The sequence below is a fragment of the Streptomyces sp. LMG1-1-1.1 genome, assembly GCF_040815545.1.
Lineage (GTDB): Bacteria > Actinomycetota > Actinomycetes > Streptomycetales > Streptomycetaceae > Streptomyces.
Genome location: NZ_JBFPNH010000027.1, coordinates 23830 through 38982, shown reverse-complemented (window position 1 = coordinate 38982; position 15153 = coordinate 23830). Strand labels below are relative to the sequence as shown.

At 72.5% G+C, this 15153-nt stretch carries 13 protein-coding genes and 1 pseudogene; 12 read left to right on the top strand and 2 right to left on the bottom strand.

Annotation, left to right across the window (positions count from 1 at the left end; genetic code table 11):
• The first annotated feature begins 4 nt into the window (after nt 1-4).
• The 4 genes from MRBLMG1_RS15915 to MRBLMG1_RS15900 all read left to right on the top strand — a co-directional run bounded on the left by MRBLMG1_RS15915 (nt 5) and on the right by MRBLMG1_RS15900 (nt 4435).
• Entirely contained in the window at nt 5-1030 is a 1026-nt protein-coding gene (locus MRBLMG1_RS15915) for a LacI family DNA-binding transcriptional regulator (RefSeq protein ID WP_367824662.1), read from the top strand.
• Nucleotides 1031-1137: 107 nt separating this feature from the next.
• Nucleotides 1138-2208, top strand: a complete 1071-nt coding sequence (locus tag MRBLMG1_RS15910) for a S1C family serine protease (protein WP_367824661.1) — start codon at nt 1138-1140, stop codon at nt 2206-2208.
• Between the two features lie 32 nt (nt 2209-2240).
• Nucleotides 2241-2984: a response regulator transcription factor gene (locus MRBLMG1_RS15905; RefSeq protein ID WP_367824660.1), complete on the top strand. Its 744-nt coding sequence runs from the start codon at nt 2241-2243 to the stop codon at nt 2982-2984.
• Nucleotides 2981-4435 (top strand): sensor histidine kinase, encoded by a 1455-nt coding sequence (locus MRBLMG1_RS15900; protein ID WP_367824659.1) that lies wholly within the window; start codon nt 2981-2983, stop codon nt 4433-4435. The genes MRBLMG1_RS15905 and MRBLMG1_RS15900 overlap by 4 nt, the downstream gene beginning before the upstream one ends.
• Here the strand turns inward: MRBLMG1_RS15900 and MRBLMG1_RS15895 are convergent.
• Entirely contained in the window at nt 4400-5254 is an 855-nt protein-coding gene (locus tag MRBLMG1_RS15895; RefSeq protein WP_367824658.1) for a phosphatidylinositol-specific phospholipase C, read from the bottom strand. The genes MRBLMG1_RS15900 and MRBLMG1_RS15895 overlap by 36 nt on opposite strands.
• Before the next feature lie 229 nt (nt 5255-5483).
• Nucleotides 5484-7316, bottom strand: a complete 1833-nt coding sequence (locus tag MRBLMG1_RS15890) for a bifunctional metallophosphatase/5'-nucleotidase (RefSeq protein ID WP_367824657.1) — start codon at nt 7314-7316, stop codon at nt 5484-5486.
• Nucleotides 7317-7467: 151 nt separating this feature from the next.
• Here MRBLMG1_RS15890 and mshD point away from each other — a divergent pair, with 151 nt between their 5' ends.
• The 8 genes and pseudogenes from mshD (at nt 7468) to MRBLMG1_RS15855 (ending at nt 15081) form a co-directional block, all read left to right on the top strand.
• A complete protein-coding gene (gene mshD, locus MRBLMG1_RS15885) occupies nt 7468-8394 on the top strand; it encodes a mycothiol synthase (RefSeq protein ID WP_367824656.1) in 927 nt (308 codons plus the stop codon).
• Nucleotides 8395-8483: 89 nt separating this feature from the next.
• A complete protein-coding gene (locus MRBLMG1_RS15880; RefSeq protein ID WP_367824740.1) occupies nt 8484-8873 on the top strand; it encodes a GntR family transcriptional regulator in 390 nt (129 codons plus the stop codon).
• A complete protein-coding gene (locus tag MRBLMG1_RS15875; protein WP_367824655.1) occupies nt 8870-9709 on the top strand; it encodes an ABC transporter ATP-binding protein in 840 nt (279 codons plus the stop codon). The genes MRBLMG1_RS15880 and MRBLMG1_RS15875 overlap by 4 nt, the downstream gene beginning before the upstream one ends.
• Entirely contained in the window at nt 9706-10689 is a 984-nt protein-coding gene (locus MRBLMG1_RS15870; protein ID WP_367824654.1) for an ABC transporter permease, read from the top strand. Before MRBLMG1_RS15875 ends, MRBLMG1_RS15870 begins: the two co-directional genes overlap by 4 nt.
• 264 nt (nt 10690-10953) lie before the next feature.
• Nucleotides 10954-13197 carry an RNA degradosome polyphosphate kinase gene (locus MRBLMG1_RS15865; RefSeq protein WP_367824653.1) on the top strand — a complete coding sequence of 748 codons (2244 nt, stop codon included), beginning with the start codon at nt 10954-10956 and terminating at the stop codon, nt 13195-13197.
• Nucleotides 13184-13444: pseudogene (locus MRBLMG1_RS37320) on the top strand (CHAD domain-containing protein); the annotation flags it as partial. The gene MRBLMG1_RS15865 and the pseudogene MRBLMG1_RS37320, both read left to right, overlap by 14 nt.
• 138 nt (nt 13445-13582) lie before the next feature.
• A complete protein-coding gene (locus MRBLMG1_RS15860) occupies nt 13583-14668 on the top strand; it encodes a metal-binding protein (RefSeq protein ID WP_414721589.1) in 1086 nt (361 codons plus the stop codon).
• A complete protein-coding gene (locus tag MRBLMG1_RS15855; RefSeq protein ID WP_367824651.1) occupies nt 14665-15081 on the top strand; it encodes an NUDIX hydrolase in 417 nt (138 codons plus the stop codon). The genes MRBLMG1_RS15860 and MRBLMG1_RS15855 overlap by 4 nt, the downstream gene beginning before the upstream one ends.
• Nucleotides 15082-15153: the final 72 nt, after the last annotated feature.

Sequence of the window (15153 nt, the reverse complement as noted above, 5' to 3'; positions counted from 1 at the left end):
GCGCGTGGCCAAGGTGACGCGGGATGACGTAGCTCGACTTGCAGGTACTTCTACCGCGGTCGTGAGCTACGTCATCAACAACGGACCCCGGCCGGTCGCCCCGGCCACGCGCGAGCGTGTCCTCGCCGCCATCAAGGAGCTGGGCTACCGCCCGGACCGGGTGGCCCAGGCGATGGCGTCCCGGCGCACGGATCTCATAGGCATGATCGTCCCCGACGCGCGGCAGCCGTTCTTCGGCGAGATGGCGCACGCGGTCGAGCAGGCCGCCGCCGAGCGCGGGAAGATGGTCCTCGTCGGCAACTCCGACTACCGGACCGAGCGCGAGGTCCACTACCTGCGTGCCTTCCTCGGCATGCGGGTCTCCGGACTGATCCTGGTCAGCCAGGGCATGAGCGAGCAGGCCGCGAGCGAGATCGAGGCCTGGGACGCGCGCGTGGTGCTGCTGCACGAGCGGCCCGAGGCGATCGACGACGTCGCCGTCGTGACGGACGACATCGGCGGCGCGCAGCTCGCCACCCGACACCTCCTGGAGCACGGTCACCCGTACGTGGCGTGCCTCGGCGGCGTCCCGAACACCCCGGCCGTCGGCGACCCGGTCGCCGACCACGTCGAGGGCTGGCGGCGCGCCATGCTGGAGGCCGGCCGCTCCACCGAGGGCCGCCTGTTCGAGGCCCCGTACAACCGCTACGACGCCTACCAGGTCGCCCTCAAGCTGCTCGCCGGCCCGGACCGGCCGCCGGCCATCTTCTGCTCCACCGACGACCAGGCCTTCGGTGTCCTGCGCGCCGCCCGCGAGCTCCGCATCGAGGTCCCCACGGAGCTCGCCGTCGCGGGCTTCGACGACGTCAAGGAAGCCGCCCTCACCGACCCGCCGCTGACCACCATCTCCTCGGACCGCCCCGCCATGGCCCGCGCCGCCGTCGACCTCGTCCTCGACGACTCCCTCCGCGTCGCCGGCTCCCGCCGCGAGCGCGTGAAGCTCTTCCCGTCGGCGCTGGTGGTGCGCCGCTCCTGCGGCTGCCACGAGTAGCCGCTCCCGACCCGCCCGCGGGTCTTTATATCGGGCATACAGGGTTCTGTCGGGCTTCTCAGCCGGTCCTCAGACGGCTCTCATGAACGGCTCCCAGAGTCATTGCCATGACGGACTTCCAGGAGCAGCAGCCGCAGCAGCCCTACTACCCGCCGAGGCCGCCGTACGAGCCGACGCAGCCGATCACGACGGAGCCGGGGACGACGATCTGGCCGTCCGGCGGGCACGTGCCGCCGCCGCCCGTGGAGCCGCCGGTGGCGGTCGCGGCGGCGCCGGCCCCGGGGCCGCGGCGGCGCGCCAAGCGCGGGGTCGGGCTGATGGCCGCGGTGGCCATCGCGGCGGCGGCCATCGGTGGCGGCACGGCGACGCTGGTCCAGCAGCTCACGTCCGACGCGCCCGCCTCGGCGTCCTCGGCGGTGAACGGCACGAACGTGTCCGCGAGCAGCAAGGGCACCGTCGCCGGGGTCGCGGCGGCCGTCTCCCCCGCCATCGTGGAGATCTCGGCGTCGTCGAACGCGGGCAAGTCCACCGGCTCGGGCGTGATCATCACCTCCGACGGCGAGATCGTCACCAACAACCACGTGATCTCCGGCGCCTCCGCCGTCAGCGTGCAGCTCAGCGACGGGAAGACGTACGAGGCCACGGTCGTCGGCACGGACCCCGACAAGGACCTGGCGCTGATCAAGCTGAAGGGCGCGTCGGGCCTGAAGACGGCGACGCTCGGCGACTCGTCCAAGGTGCGGGTCGGCGAGGAGGTCGTGGCGATCGGCTCCCCCGAGGGCCTGACCGGGACCGTCACCAGCGGCATCGTCTCCGCCCTGGACCGGGACGTGACGGTCGCCAAGGACGACGACGGCCGGGACCAGCAGCAGGGCGGACAGCAGTACGACCCGCGGCAGGGCTGGCCGTTCGAGTTCGGCGGGCAGCAGTTCAACGGCGACACCGGTTCGTCGAAGACGACGTACAAGGCCATCCAGACCGACGCCTCGCTGAACCCGGGGAATTCCGGCGGCGCGTTGATCGATATGAACGGCGAGATCATCGGAATCAATTCGGCCATGTATTCGCCCAGTTCTTCGAGCGGCTCCACCGCCGGAAGCGTCGGCCTCGGATTCGCCATCCCGATCGACACCGTGAAGGCCGATCTCGACGGCCTGCGCGCGGGCGGCGACAACTGACCGGGGAACGGCCGGCGTGCGACGCTGATCGCATGACGGGACAGCCTCTGACGGGCCAGCAGAACGAAGCCGAGCGCATCCTCATCGTCGACGACGAGCCCGCCGTGCGGGAGGCCCTGCGCCGCAGCCTCGCCTTCGAGGGGTACGGGACCGAGGTCGCCGTCGACGGCCTCGACGCGCTGGCCCGGATGGAGGCGTACGCCCCCGACCTCGTCGTCCTCGACGTCCAGATGCCCCGCATGGACGGGCTGACCGCGGCCCGTCGCATCCGGGCCGCCGGCTCGACCGTGCCGATCCTGATGCTCACCGCCCGCGACACCGTCGGCGACCGGGTCACCGGGCTCGACGCGGGCGCGGACGACTACCTGGTGAAGCCGTTCGAGCTGGACGAGCTGTTCGCCCGGATCCGGGCGCTGCTCCGGCGCAGCTCGTACGCCTCCGCCGCGTCGCCCGGCCCGTCCGACGCCGACGTGCTGGCCTTCGAGGACCTGCGGATGGATCTGGCGACGCGCGAGGTGACGCGGGGCGGGCGGACCGTGGAGCTGACCCGTACCGAGTTCACGCTCCTGGAGATGTTCCTGGCGCACCCGCGGCAGGTGCTGACCCGCGAGCAGATCCTCAAGGCCGTCTGGGGCTTCGACTTCGAGCCCAGCTCCAACTCCCTGGACGTGTACGTGATGTATCTGCGGCGCAAGACCGAGGCCGGCGGCGAGCCGCGCCTCGTCCACACTGTGCGGGGCGTGGGCTACGCGCTGCGCGGAGGAGGCGGGGAGTGACGGAGCACCCGACCCGGCGTCCGCGCGTGCTCCGGCCCCTGGCGTGGTTCCGCTCGCGGCCCCTGCGGTCGCGGCTGGCGCTGCTGACCGCGCTCGCCGTGGCGCTCGCGGTGGCCGCGGTGTCGCTGGCCTGCTGGTTCGTGACGCGGGCGCAGCTGGAGGCGGAGATGGACTCCTCGCTGCGCAGCACCCGCCTGGACCCGAACGGGGTGCAGAGCCTGCTCGCGCTGTGCCGGCAGGGCACGACGCCGCCGCCGGTGGCGGGCTCGTACACGGTGCAGGTCATCCTCGCCAACGGCAGCGTCTGCACCTCGGGGAAGGCCGCGATCCCGGCCGGGCCCGGTGACCTCGGCGTGGCGCGGGGGCAGCTGGAGTACGCCCTGCACACGGTGAAGGACGACGCCGGGCGGGAGATGCGGGTCTACACCTATCCGCAGGAGGGCCCGATCGGGCTCGCGGTCTCCGTCGCCCGGCCGCTCGCCGAGATCGACAACTCGATGTCCACGCTGCGCTGGGTCCTGCTCCTGGTCTCCGGGATCGGGGTCGTCGGCGCGGGCGCGGCCGGCCTGTGGGTGGCGCGGACCGGTCTGGAGCCGGTGAACCGGCTGACCGAGGCGGTCGAGCACGTGGCCGCGACCGAGGACCTGACGGTCCGCATCCCGGTGGAGGGCGAGGACGAGATCGCCCGCCTGTCGCGCTCGTTCAACGCGATGACGGCGGCGCTCGCGACGTCCCGGGACCGGCAGGCGCAGCTGATCGCCGACGCGGGGCACGAGCTGCGGACGCCGCTGACCTCGCTGCGGACGAACGTCGAGCTCCTGGCGCGCAGCGAGGAGACCGGCCGGGCGATCCCGCCGGACGACCGGCGGGCCCTGATGGCCTCGGTGAAGGCGCAGATGACGGAGCTGGCCGCGCTGATCGGCGACCTCCAGGAGCTGGCCCGCCCCGACACGGTGCGGCCGGGCCCGCTGGAGGTCGTACCGCTGCACGGCATCCTCCGCTCGGCCCTGGACCGGGCGCGGCTGCGGGGCCCCGAGCTGTCGTTCGTCATGGACCTGGCGCCCTGGTACGTGCGGGCGGAGCCGGCGGCGCTCGAACGGGCCCTGGTCAACGTCCTGGACAACGCGGTGAAGTTCTCGCCGCCGCGGGGCGAGGTCGAGGTCTCCCTGATGCGGGGCGAGCTCACGGTCCGCGACCACGGCCCCGGCATCTCCCCCGACGAGCTCCCGCACGTCTTCGACCGCTTCTGGCGTTCCCCGTCGGCCCGCAGCCTGCCGGGCTCGGGCCTGGGCCTGTCGATCGTGGCGCGTACGGTGCAGCAGGCCGGGGGCACGGTGTCGCTGTCCCCCGCGGAGGGCGGCGGCACCGTGGCGCGGCTGCGTCTCCCGGGGGCGCCGACGCCGCCGCCCGAGCTGTCAGTTGTGCCGGATGAGGGCCTCGACGAGGCCTGAGCGGGTGTTCGGGAAGTCCATCGGGACGATCCCGAGCCCGGTCCGGCCGGCCATCTCGGCGCCGTCGAGGAATCCGTGGACGCGGGGGTTGAGCCGGTCGGCGTTCCAGCGGGGCGGGAGCAGGGCGGCGGTCGACACGTAGTTGACGTAGAGCCGGCCGGGCTGGGTGGCGGCCTTGCGGAAGTGGGCCTCGACCTTGGGGTACTTGGCGATCGGCTCGGCCATGTAGTCGTCCTGGATGTCGAAGAGGGCGCCGTCGCCGTAGCGGACGCCGGGCAGTCCGCCGTTGTCGGCGAGCAGCACGACGCGCCCGCGTGCCTCGCCGAGCAGCGGCAGTCCGGCGCCGATCCGGAACAGGGGGCGCCAGCCGCGCCGGTCCAGGTAGTCGGTGAACACGTCGCCGAAGACGGCGTCGGACTCCTCGGAGTACTCCTGCTTGACCCGCATGAGGACGGTCTCGGAGGGGTGTGCGGCGAGGAAGTCCCGGCAGGCGACGAGGACGTCGCCGAACATCGTGTTCTGGTACGAGGCCCCGTGGTGGATGGCGAACGATCCGCCCGTCACCCGGCACCGGACGTCCAGGAACCGGATGCCGCTGTCCAGCTGCTGCGCGATCACGCTGTTCTGGCACTCGGTCCAGGGCCCGCCGAACCGGGCGCCCGAGTCGTGCGTGCCGGGGATGGTCAGCCGCTGCAGGGCGGTGCCGTCGCCGTGCCCGGCCATCCACGCGCGCGTGTCGACGGCCGCCGCCGGTGGGGCGCCTGCCAGGAGGGCGGCTCCGGCGCCTGCCGCCGCCACGAGAAATCGTCGTCGGTCCATGGCACCGCACTATGACAGGTACGCATCAACAAGCACAGGGTGCGATCACGCCGGAATCCGCACCCGGTCGACCGGTGGCCGGTCCCGGCAGCGGCCGGGGCGGCACGCGAAAGGGGGCGGCACGCGAAAGGGGCGGCACGCGAAAGGGGCGGCACGCGAAAGGGGCGGCACGCGAAAGGGGCGGCGGTCCGCCGAAGCGGTCCGCCGCCCCCTCAGGGCCGGTCAGGTGCTACTTCACGACCGTGATCCGGTCCGCGGCCGGAACCTGCAGCGGCGCGGAGGCCGAGGAGTTCTTCGCCAGGTAGGCGTTGAAGACGTCCAGGTCCGAGGCGCCGACCAGCTTGTTGGTGCCGGTGGCCAGGGCCGCGAAGCCGTCGCCGCCGCCCGCCAGGAACTCGTTCATCGCGACGCGGTAGGTCTTCGACGGGTCGATCGCCTCGCCGTTCAGCTTGACCGTGCCGTCGACGACGCGGTCCGCGCCCGTCTTCGTCATGTCGAGCGTGTAGGTGAGGCCCTTCGAGACCTGAAGGATCTTGATGCTGTTCAGGTTCGAGCCGCTGACCTGCTGCTTCAGCGCGGTGATCAGGTTCGCGCCGGACAGGTCGACCACGTTCATCATGTTGGTGAAGGGCTGCACGGTGAACGACTCGCCGTAGGTCACCACGCCGTCGCCCTCGGCGCCGGACGCCTTGAAGACCAGGTCGGAGCGGATACCGCCCGGGTTCATCAGGGCCAGCTGCGCGCCGCCCTTGTCCGCCGGGGCCAGGCCCTCCAGCTGCGCGTCGGCGATCACGTCGCCGAGCGGCTTCTCGTACGCGGTGGAGCCGCGGCCGTTGATGTCGGCGGCGATGAAGCCCTGCGGGCGGTTCGCGACCGGCGCGGCGATCGTGCGCCAGTCCTCGATCAGCTTCGTGAGGTCCGCGGCCTTCGGCACGTCACGCGTGACGACGTGGTTGGCCGAGGCCACCGCCGTCCGCACGATGTCCTTGGTGGCGCGGTCGTACGTCAGCGTCGTGTCCGTGTACAGCTTGCCGAACGAGGACGCCGAGGTGACCAGGCGCGGCTTGCCCGCCGGGTCCGGGATGGAGCACACGTACGCCTGGTGGGTGTGGCCGGTGACCAGCGCGTCGACCTGCGGCGAGACGTTCTTGGCGATGTCGACGATCGCGCCGGAGACGCCCTCGCCGTCACCGTCGCCGTCACCGTCGCACTCGTAGTTGTACGAGGCCGAGGCCGGCATGCCGCCCTCGTGGACCAGGGCGACGATGGACTTGACGCCCTTGCGCTCCAGGACCTTCGTGTACTTGTTGATCGTCTCGACCTCGTCGCCGAACTTCAGGCCCTTGACGCCCTCGGCGGTGACGACGTTCGGAGTGCCCTCCAGGGTCACGCCGATGAAGCCGATCTTGACGCCGTCCTTCTCCCAGATGAAGTACGGGTCGAGCAGCGGCCGGCCCGTCTTCTCCTGCGTCACGTTCGCCGCGAGGTAGGGGAAGTCGGCCCCCTCGAACTCCTCGCCCTCGACGAAGCAGCCGGCGGTCGGGTGACAGCCGCCGTTCTGCATCCGGGACAGCTCGGCCGCGCCCTCGTCGAACTCGTGGTTGCCCACCGAGGTGACGTCCAGGCCCAGCTCGTTCAGCGCGCCGATGGTCGGCTCGTCGTGGAAGAGCCCCGACAGCAGCGGCGACGCGCCGATCATGTCACCGGCCGCGGCCGTGATGGAGTAACGATTCCCCTCACGGGCCTGGCGCAGGTGCGTGGCCAGGTACTCGACACCACCCGCGTCGATCTTCTCGGTCGTCCCGTCCGGCTTGGTGCGCGTCACCTGACCCGACGAACCGGCCGGCGGCTCCAGGTTCCCGTGCAGGTCGTTGAAGGACAGCAGCTGGACGTCGACCATCCGGCCCCATCCCTTGCCGTTCGTCCCCTGACCCGCGGCGTACGCGTCCCCCGCCGCCCCGGCCGACGGCATCGCGGCGACGAGCGCCCCGACCGTCGCAAGACCCGCTCCTGCGACCAGAATTCGCCGCGCGGTCCTGTTCTTCCTCGGTGTCGCTGCCATCTCTCCCCTTGTCCCCTTGCCCCGATTCGCGGCCTTGATCTACACCCCGTTGCGCGTGCAGCCTAGAGTCAACGCGCGTAGCGCAACAGGGGGTGGCTGGTTACAAGACAGTTGCCTCTTGCCGACGAGCAGTCGCCGTAGGCTCGTGTCCATGACTTCCGACACGGCGCCGGCCCTCGAACCCGGACGGCAGATCCACACGTATGACGAGCTCACACCGGAGCAGGTCCAGGACGTTCTGGAGCTGCTCGAGGCGGCCGACCACGCCGACGGGCTGCACGCCGTGTCCGAGCAGGGGCGGCTCTACCTGCGCCACGGCAGGCGCGAGGGCGTGACGCACTTCCTGCTCACCGTCGGCTCCCAGCTCTACGGATACGCCCAGCTGGAGGAGACCGACCCGATCGAGGCGCCGGCGGCCGAGCTCGTCGTGCACCCGGCGAACCGCGGCCGCGGCCACGGCCGGGCGCTCGGCACGGCACTGCTCGGCGCCTCCGGCAAGCGGCTGCGCGTCTGGGCGCACGGCGGCAAGTCGGCGGCCCGGCACCTGGCGCAGGTCCTCGGCCTGACCCTCTTCCGCGAGCTGCGCCAGCTGCGGCGGCCCCTGGTGCCGCTCGACATCCCGGAGCCGGTGCTGCCCGAGGGCGTCACCGTCCGCACCTTCACGCCCGGCCAGGACGACGCGGCCTGGCTCGTCGTCAACGCCGCCGCGTTCGCGCACCACCCCGAGCAGGGCTCGCTGACCCAGCGGGACCTGGACGACCGCATGGCCGAGCCGTGGTTCGACCCGAAGGGCTTCTTCCTCGCGGAGAAGGACGGGAAGCTGATCGGCTTCCACTGGACGAAGACCCACGCCGAGGAGCAGCTCGGCGAGGTGTACGTGGTCGGGATCCTGCCGGACGCCCAGGGCGGCGGCCTCGGCAAGGCGCTCACCGCGATCGGCCTGCGCCACCTGGCGGCCCAGGGGCTCCCCACCGCGATGCTCTACGTGGACGCGGACAACACGGCGGCGGTGCGGGTCTACGAGGGCATCGGCTTCGCCACGCACGAGGTGGACCTGATGTACCGCACGGAGTCGTAAGTCCCTGCCGGAAGGGGGCGGTTGACACCGCCCCCTTCTTTGCACCACCCTTTCACTACTTGATTAGTGAAAGGGTGGTGCAAAGGAACGTGGTCGAGTACCGCATCGACCGGCGCAGTGGCGTCGCCACCTACCTCCAGATCGTCCAGCAGACGAAACAGGCCCTCCGGATGGGCCTCCTGGAACCGGGCGACCGACTGCCCACCGCACGCGAGGTCGTCGAAGCGACGGCCATCAACCCCAACACGGTCCTCAAGGCCTACCGCGAACTCGAACGCGAAGGCCTCGTCGAGGCCCGCCGCGGCCTCGGCACCTTCGTCCGCACCACCCTCGGCACCGGCCCCGCCGACTCGCCCCTGCGCGGCGAACTCGCCGACTGGGCCCGCCGGGCACGCGCCGCGGGAATGGAACGGGACGACGTCGCCGCGCTCTTCACATCCGTACTGAAGGAACACTTCGAGGGGGACCACGAACGATGACGAAGGCCACCGCCCTGGAGGCCGACCTCCTGGGCAAGCGCTACCCCGGAAGAGGAAGGGGCTGGGCGCTCCGCGCGTGCGACTTCACCCTCCCCGCCGGCCGGATCTGCGCCCTCGTCGGGCCCAACGGCGCCGGCAAGTCCACCCTCCTCGCCCTCGCCGCCGGCATCCTGCGCCCCACCGAAGGCACCCTCCGGGCCCCCGCCCGCGAACACCTCGCGTACGTCGCCCAGGACAAACCACTCCACCCCAGGCTCACCGTCGCCGACACCCTGCGCATGGGCCGCGAGCTCAACCCCGGCCGCTGGGACGAGGCCGCCGCCGGACGGGTGATCGCCGGCGAACTCGACCCGCACACCCTCGTCCGCGACCTCTCCGGCGGCCAGCGCACCCGCGTCGCCCTCGCACTCGCCCTCGGCAAGCGCGCCGAACTGCTGCTCCTGGACGAGCCGATGGCCGACCTCGACCCGCTCGCCCGCCACCAGCTGATGGGCCTGCTCATGGCCGACGCCGCCGAACACGGCACCACCGTCGTCATGTCGTCGCACATCCTCACCGAGCTCGAAGGCTCCTGCGACCACCTGATCCTCCTCCACGGCGGCCGGGTCCGCCTCGAAGGAGCCGTCGACGACCTCCTCGCCGCCCACACCCTGCTCACCGGCCCCGTCGCCGACCTCGCCCCGCACACCGTCGTCGAATCCCGCACCACGGGCCGTCAGCTCACCGCCCTCGTCCGCCGCCGAGGCCCCGTCGAAGGCCCCTGGAAGACCACCGAGCCCTCCCTCGAAGACCTCCTCCTCGCCCACCTCCGCGCCCCCGAAGGAGCCCCGGCATGAGCACCCCCTCCCTCACGGGCGCCTACTGGGTGACGGTCCGCCAGTACCGCCGCACCCTGTGGCTCGCGGGCGCCGCGGTCGCCGTGTCGCTGGCGGTGATCGGCGGACTGCGACTGTGGGACGCGCAGACCCCCGACCGCTGGGTCCAGGACGGCTACTGGGTCCCCGCCGACGAGAACCGCGGCTACGAGACGCTGCGCATGGCCGTCGAGCACGCGGGCACGTACCTGCTCCTCCTGCCGCTGCTCGCCGGAGCCTTCGTCGCGGGCCCGCTCGTCGCCCGCGAATTCGAGTCGGGGACGTACAAGCTCTCCCTCACCCAGTCGATCAGCCCGGCGGCCTGGCTCCGCGCCAAACTCGTCACCGCGACCGCGATCGCCTTCCTCACCCTGCTCGCCCTCCTGGGCGTCTTCCGGATCGGCTGGAACCGCGTCTCCGGCAGCTACGGCCTCACCTGGTCCGACCGCGGCCAGTACGAGGCCGGCGGCATCGTCCTCTTCGCGTACGTCCTCGCGGCCGTCGCCGTCGGCGCCCTCATCGGCCAGCTCGTCCGCCGCACCCTCGTCGCCATGGCGGCCACCGGCCTGGTCATGGGCGTCGTCCTCCTCACCCTGAGCTCGTTCCGCTGGTCCTTCCTCTCCGTGCAGACGGCCGGCGGCTCCCTCGGCGCCACCCTCCGGGTCCCGACGGACGCCTTCGTGACGGACTCGGGGCTGCTCACCGCCTCCGGCGCCCGCTTCAGCGAGTTGATCTGCTGGGAGGAGGTGTCGGCCACCCCCGGCTCGGACGCCACCCCGGACATGTGGGGCAAGCTGGAGGCGGCGTGCCAGGCCCGGCACGGCGTCACCGGCCAGTTCGTCGAGTTCCACCCCGCGTCCCACTTCTGGCCCACCCAGCTCATCGAGGCCGGCATCCTCGTCGCCCTCGCCGCCCTCGCCCTCTTCGCCGCCTTCCGCGTCCTGCGCGCCCGGCACGCTTAGCGGACACACGCACACACGCACACACGCACACGACACGTGTAGCCCACACACGTATCCGACACGCGTGAACACCCGGGGGCGGGGCCCGCACAAGGCCCCGCCCCCGATTCCCGTACGACATGTCGTCGTTACCGGCCATTCAGACGCGCTTGCGACGCTCACGCAATGAAGCGCTCCGTGTCCAGCCTCCCCAAAGGGAGGCTTCCCGGCCCCACGGCCCGCTCCGACGCGCCCGACCACCCCTTCGCGCGGAAGAATGGGCCCATGAGCCAGCAGCCCGCCGAGGTCCCGGTCCAGCCCTCCGCCCCGCAGTCCGCCCCGCCGTCGCTCGGCCCCATAGCCGCGCACCGCCCCCTCGTGGTCAACGCGAGCGCCGTGGACGAGCTGGACCACGGCCTGGACGCCGATCCCGACACGTACGAGGACGACGGCGCCCTGGGCGACGCACTCCCCCAGGGCCGCTTCCTCGACCGGGAGCGCAGCTGGCTCGCCTTCAACGAGCGGGTGCTCGAACTCGCCGAGGACCCGACCACGCCCCTCCTCGAACGGGCGAACTTCCTGGCGATCTTCGCGTCGAACCTCGACGAGTTCTTCATGGTCCGCGTCGCCGGCCTGAAGCGCCGCATCGCCACCGGCGTCGCCACCCGTTCGGCCTCCGGCCTCCAGCCCCGCGAGGTCCTCGACCTGATCTGGACCCGCTCGCGCGAACTCATGGCCCGGCACGCGGCCTGCTACCAGCAGGACGTGGCCCCGGCCCTCGCCGACGAGGGCATCCACCTGATCCGCTGGCCCGAACTCACCGAGAAGGAACAGGCCCGGCTCTTCACCCTGTTCCGGCAGCAGATCTTCCCGGTGCTCACCCCGCTGGCCGTGGACCCGGCCCACCCCTTCCCGTACATCTCCGGCCTGAGCCTCAACCTCGCCGTGGTCGTACGCAACCCGGTCAGCGGCCACCGCCACTTCGCGCGCGTCAAGGTGCCGCCGCTGCTCTCCCGCTTCCTGGAAGCCTCACCGCAGCGGTACGTGCCCCTGGAGGACGTCATCGCGGCGCACCTGGAGGAGCTGTTCCCCGGCATGGAGGTGCTCGCGCACCACATGTTCCGGGTGACGCGCAACGAGGACCTGGAGGTCGAGGAGGACGACGCCGAGAACCTCCTCCAGGCCCTGGAGAAGGAGCTCATGCGGCGCCGCTTCGGGCCGCCCGTGCGCCTGGAGGTCGAGGAGTCCATCGACCCGTACGTCCTCGACCTGCTCGTCCGCGAGCTGAAGGTCTCCGACGCCGAGGTCTACCCGCTGCCCGGCCCGCTCGACCTCACCGGACTCTTCGGGATCGCCGGGCAGGACCGGCCTGAACTCAGGTTCCCCACGTTCGTGGCCGGCACCCACCGGGACCTCGCCGAGGTCGAGTCCGCGTCCGCACCCGACATCTTCGCGGCGCTGCGCGAGCGGGACGTCCTGCTCCACCACCCGTACGACTCGTTCTCGACCTCCGTGCAGGCCTTCCTGGAGCAGGCGGCGGCCGATCCGGACGTCCTCGCGATCAAGCAGACGCTGTACCGGACCTCCGGCGACTCGCCGATAGTCGACGCCCTCATCGACGCCGCCGAGTCCGGCAAGCAGGTCCTCGTCCTCGTCGAGATCAAGGCCCGCTTCGACGAGCAGGCCAACATCAAGTGGGCCCGCAAGCTGGAAGAGGCCGGCTGCCACGTCGTGTACGGCCTCGTCGGCCTCAAGACCCACTGCAAGCTGTCGCTCGTCGTACGGCAGGAGGGCGAACTCCTGCGCCGCTACTCCCACGTCGGCACCGGCAACTACCACCCGAAGACGGCCCGCCTCTACGAGGACCTGGGCCTGCTGACCGCCGACCCGCAGGTCGGCGCGGACCTCTCGGACCTGTTCAACCGGCTCTCCGGCTACTCCCGCCGCGAGACGTACCGCCGGCTGCTCACCGCCCCGAAGTCGCTGCGCGACGGGCTGGTCTCCCGGATCACCAAGGAGATCGCCCACCACCGCGCCGGCCGGCCCGCGTACGTCCGGATCAAGGTCAACTCGCTGGTCGACGAGGCCATCATCGACGCCTGCTACCAGGCCTCGCGGGCAGGCGTCCCCGTCGACATCTGGGTCCGCGGCATCTGCGCCGTGCGCCCCGGCGTCACCGGCCTCTCGGAGAACATCCGGGTCCGTTCGATCCTCGGCCGCTTCCTGGAGCACTCCCGGGTCTTCGCCTTCGGCAACGGCGGCGAACCCGAGGTCTGGTTCGGCAGCGCCGACATGATGCACCGCAACCTGGACCGCCGGATCGAGGCCCTCGTGCGGGTCTCGGACCCGGCGCACCGGGCCGCACTCACCCGGCTCCTGGAGACCGGGATGTCCGACACCACCTCCTCCTGGCACCTCGGCCCCGACGGGAACTGGACGCGGCACGCGACCGACCCCGAGGGCCGCCCCCTGCGGCACGTCCAGGAGATGCTCATCGACGCGCGGAGGCGCCGGCGTGCACAACCCTGACCACTCGGCGGACATCACGGCGGGCGAGGTCCTCGCTCCCTACCTGCACGCCCGGGCCGCGGACTTCCTCCGCGGCCTCCGCCTGCACCACGAGAGCGGCTCCGACACCGCCGGAACAGAGGAAGCGGCCCGCACCCTCCGCGGCGCCGCCCGCCGCATCAGCGGCACCCTCCACACCTTCCGCCCCCTCCTCGACCCCACCTGGGCCGACCACCTCCGCACCGAACTCGCCTGGCTCTCCGGCACCCTCGCCCTCGAACACGCCTGCACCTCCCGCCTCGTCCGCCTCGTAGACGCCCTGTCCCGCCTGTCGAACGGCACGGGCGGCGGGTCGTACACCCCTAGCGGGCCGGACGGGACGGCTACGGGCGCGGGCGGCGGCGTAGTGGATGGCGTAGCGGATACGGGGAACTCGGCGAGCAAGGGGGGCTCGGCCGGTACGGGGAGCTCGGCTCTTAGGGGCGGCTCGGCCGGTACGGGGAGCTCGGCTCTTAGGGGCGGCTCGGCCGGTACGGGGAGCTCGGCTCTTAGGGGCGGCTCGGCCGGTACGGGGAGTTCTGCCGGTGCGGGTGGCTCGGCCGGGACGGGTGGCTCGGCGCTTGCGGGCGGCTCGGCCGGTACGGGGAGCTCGGCTCTTAGGGGCGGCTCGGCCGGTACGGGGAGCTCGGCTCTTAGGGGCGGCTCGGCCGGTACGGGAAGTTCAGCCCTCACGGGTGGCTCAGCCCTCACGGGAAGCTCAGCCCGCACGGGTGGCTCGGCCGGTACGAGGAGCTCGGCCGGTGCGGCCACGGGCAGCGCGTCCGGCGGCTCGCCGGGTGGCCGGTCGGGTGTGCCCGCCGCACGCGGCAGCGAGGCGCACGGGCTCTCCGTGGGCGCCGCCCGCGCCGGCGCCCTGCTCGACCGGCAGCTGACCCTGGCCCGAACGCGCGCCCACTCGGCTGCCCTCCAGGCCCTGGGCTCCGCACGCTTCCACGCCGTCGCCGACGCCCTCGCGCTGCTCGCCTCCGAGGTACCCCTCGGCCCCCTGGGCTCGGCGCCCGCCGTCGAGGTCCTGGACGGCCCCGCCGAGGCCGCCGAACGGCGCCTCCTCGACGCGGTGGCCGCGCTGCCCCTGACCCGGGCTGCCCACCCGTACAACGCCGAGGCCCTCGGTCTCGGCGCCGGGGAGACCCAGGACGCGCCCTGGCACCAGACCCGGCTCCTGCTGCGCCTGCACCGGTACGCCTCCGAAGCCCTGCACACCGGCGGTGAACCCGACTCCGCCCTGTACGAGGCCGCCCGCGCCCTCGACCGGCACCGCGACGCCGCCGAAGCCGCCACGGCCGCCGCCACCGCGGCCCGCACGCCGCGGATCGCCCCGGCCACCGCGTACGCCCTCGGCGTCCTCCACGCCGACCAGCGCCACGAGGTCGAAGCCGCCCGCTTCGCCTTCCAGCACGCCTGGCACCGCACCACCGCACCCGTCCCATGACCACCCCCGACCCCCCACCCGTCCTCGCCGCAGGCTGCGTCCTCTGGCGCCCGGCCCCGTCCGGCCACGGCATCGAGATCGCCCTGGTCCATCGCCCCAAATACGACGACTGGTCCCACCCCAAGGGCAAACGCAAGCGCGGCGAATCGGCGAGCGCCTGCGCCGTCCGCGAGGTCCTTGAAGAGACCGGCCGCCACTGCGAGCTCGGCCCCCGCCTCCCCAGCGCCCACTACACGGTCGCCGGCCGCCCCAAACACGTCACCTACTGGTCCGCCCGCGCTCTCTCCGGCACCTTCACCCCCACCTCCGAGGTCGACGCCCTCCTCTGGCTCCCCCCACCCGCCGCCCGCCTCCGCCTCACCCAACCCCGCGACCGCACCCTCCTCGACGCCGCCCTCACCACCACCCCCTGAGCCCGAGCCACGGACCGCCCCCTCCACCCGGGTCGCGGCCCGCGCCCCCACTCGCCCCAAGGCACGGGCCCC

Bases quoted from the DNA above. Each gene is read 5' to 3' on its own strand.
- MRBLMG1_RS15895 (WP_367824658.1), bottom strand. From the start codon at position 5,254: ATGGACCGACGACGATTTCTCGTGGCGGCGGCAGGCGCCGGAGCCGCC.
- MRBLMG1_RS15865 (WP_367824653.1), top strand. From the start codon at position 10,954: ATGAGCCAGCAGCCCGCCGAGGTCCCGGTCCAGCCCTCCGCCCCGCAG.
- MRBLMG1_RS15905 (WP_367824660.1), top strand. From the start codon at position 2,241: ATGACGGGACAGCCTCTGACGGGCCAGCAGAACGAAGCCGAGCGCATC.
- MRBLMG1_RS15875 (WP_367824655.1), top strand. From the start codon at position 8,870: ATGACGAAGGCCACCGCCCTGGAGGCCGACCTCCTGGGCAAGCGCTAC.
- MRBLMG1_RS15890 (WP_367824657.1), bottom strand. From the start codon at position 7,316: ATGGCAGCGACACCGAGGAAGAACAGGACCGCGCGGCGAATTCTGGTC.
- MRBLMG1_RS15910 (WP_367824661.1), top strand. From the start codon at position 1,138: ATGACGGACTTCCAGGAGCAGCAGCCGCAGCAGCCCTACTACCCGCCG.
- mshD (WP_367824656.1), top strand. From the start codon at position 7,468: ATGACTTCCGACACGGCGCCGGCCCTCGAACCCGGACGGCAGATCCAC.
- MRBLMG1_RS15855 (WP_367824651.1), top strand. From the start codon at position 14,665: ATGACCACCCCCGACCCCCCACCCGTCCTCGCCGCAGGCTGCGTCCTC.
- MRBLMG1_RS15870 (WP_367824654.1), top strand. From the start codon at position 9,706: ATGAGCACCCCCTCCCTCACGGGCGCCTACTGGGTGACGGTCCGCCAG.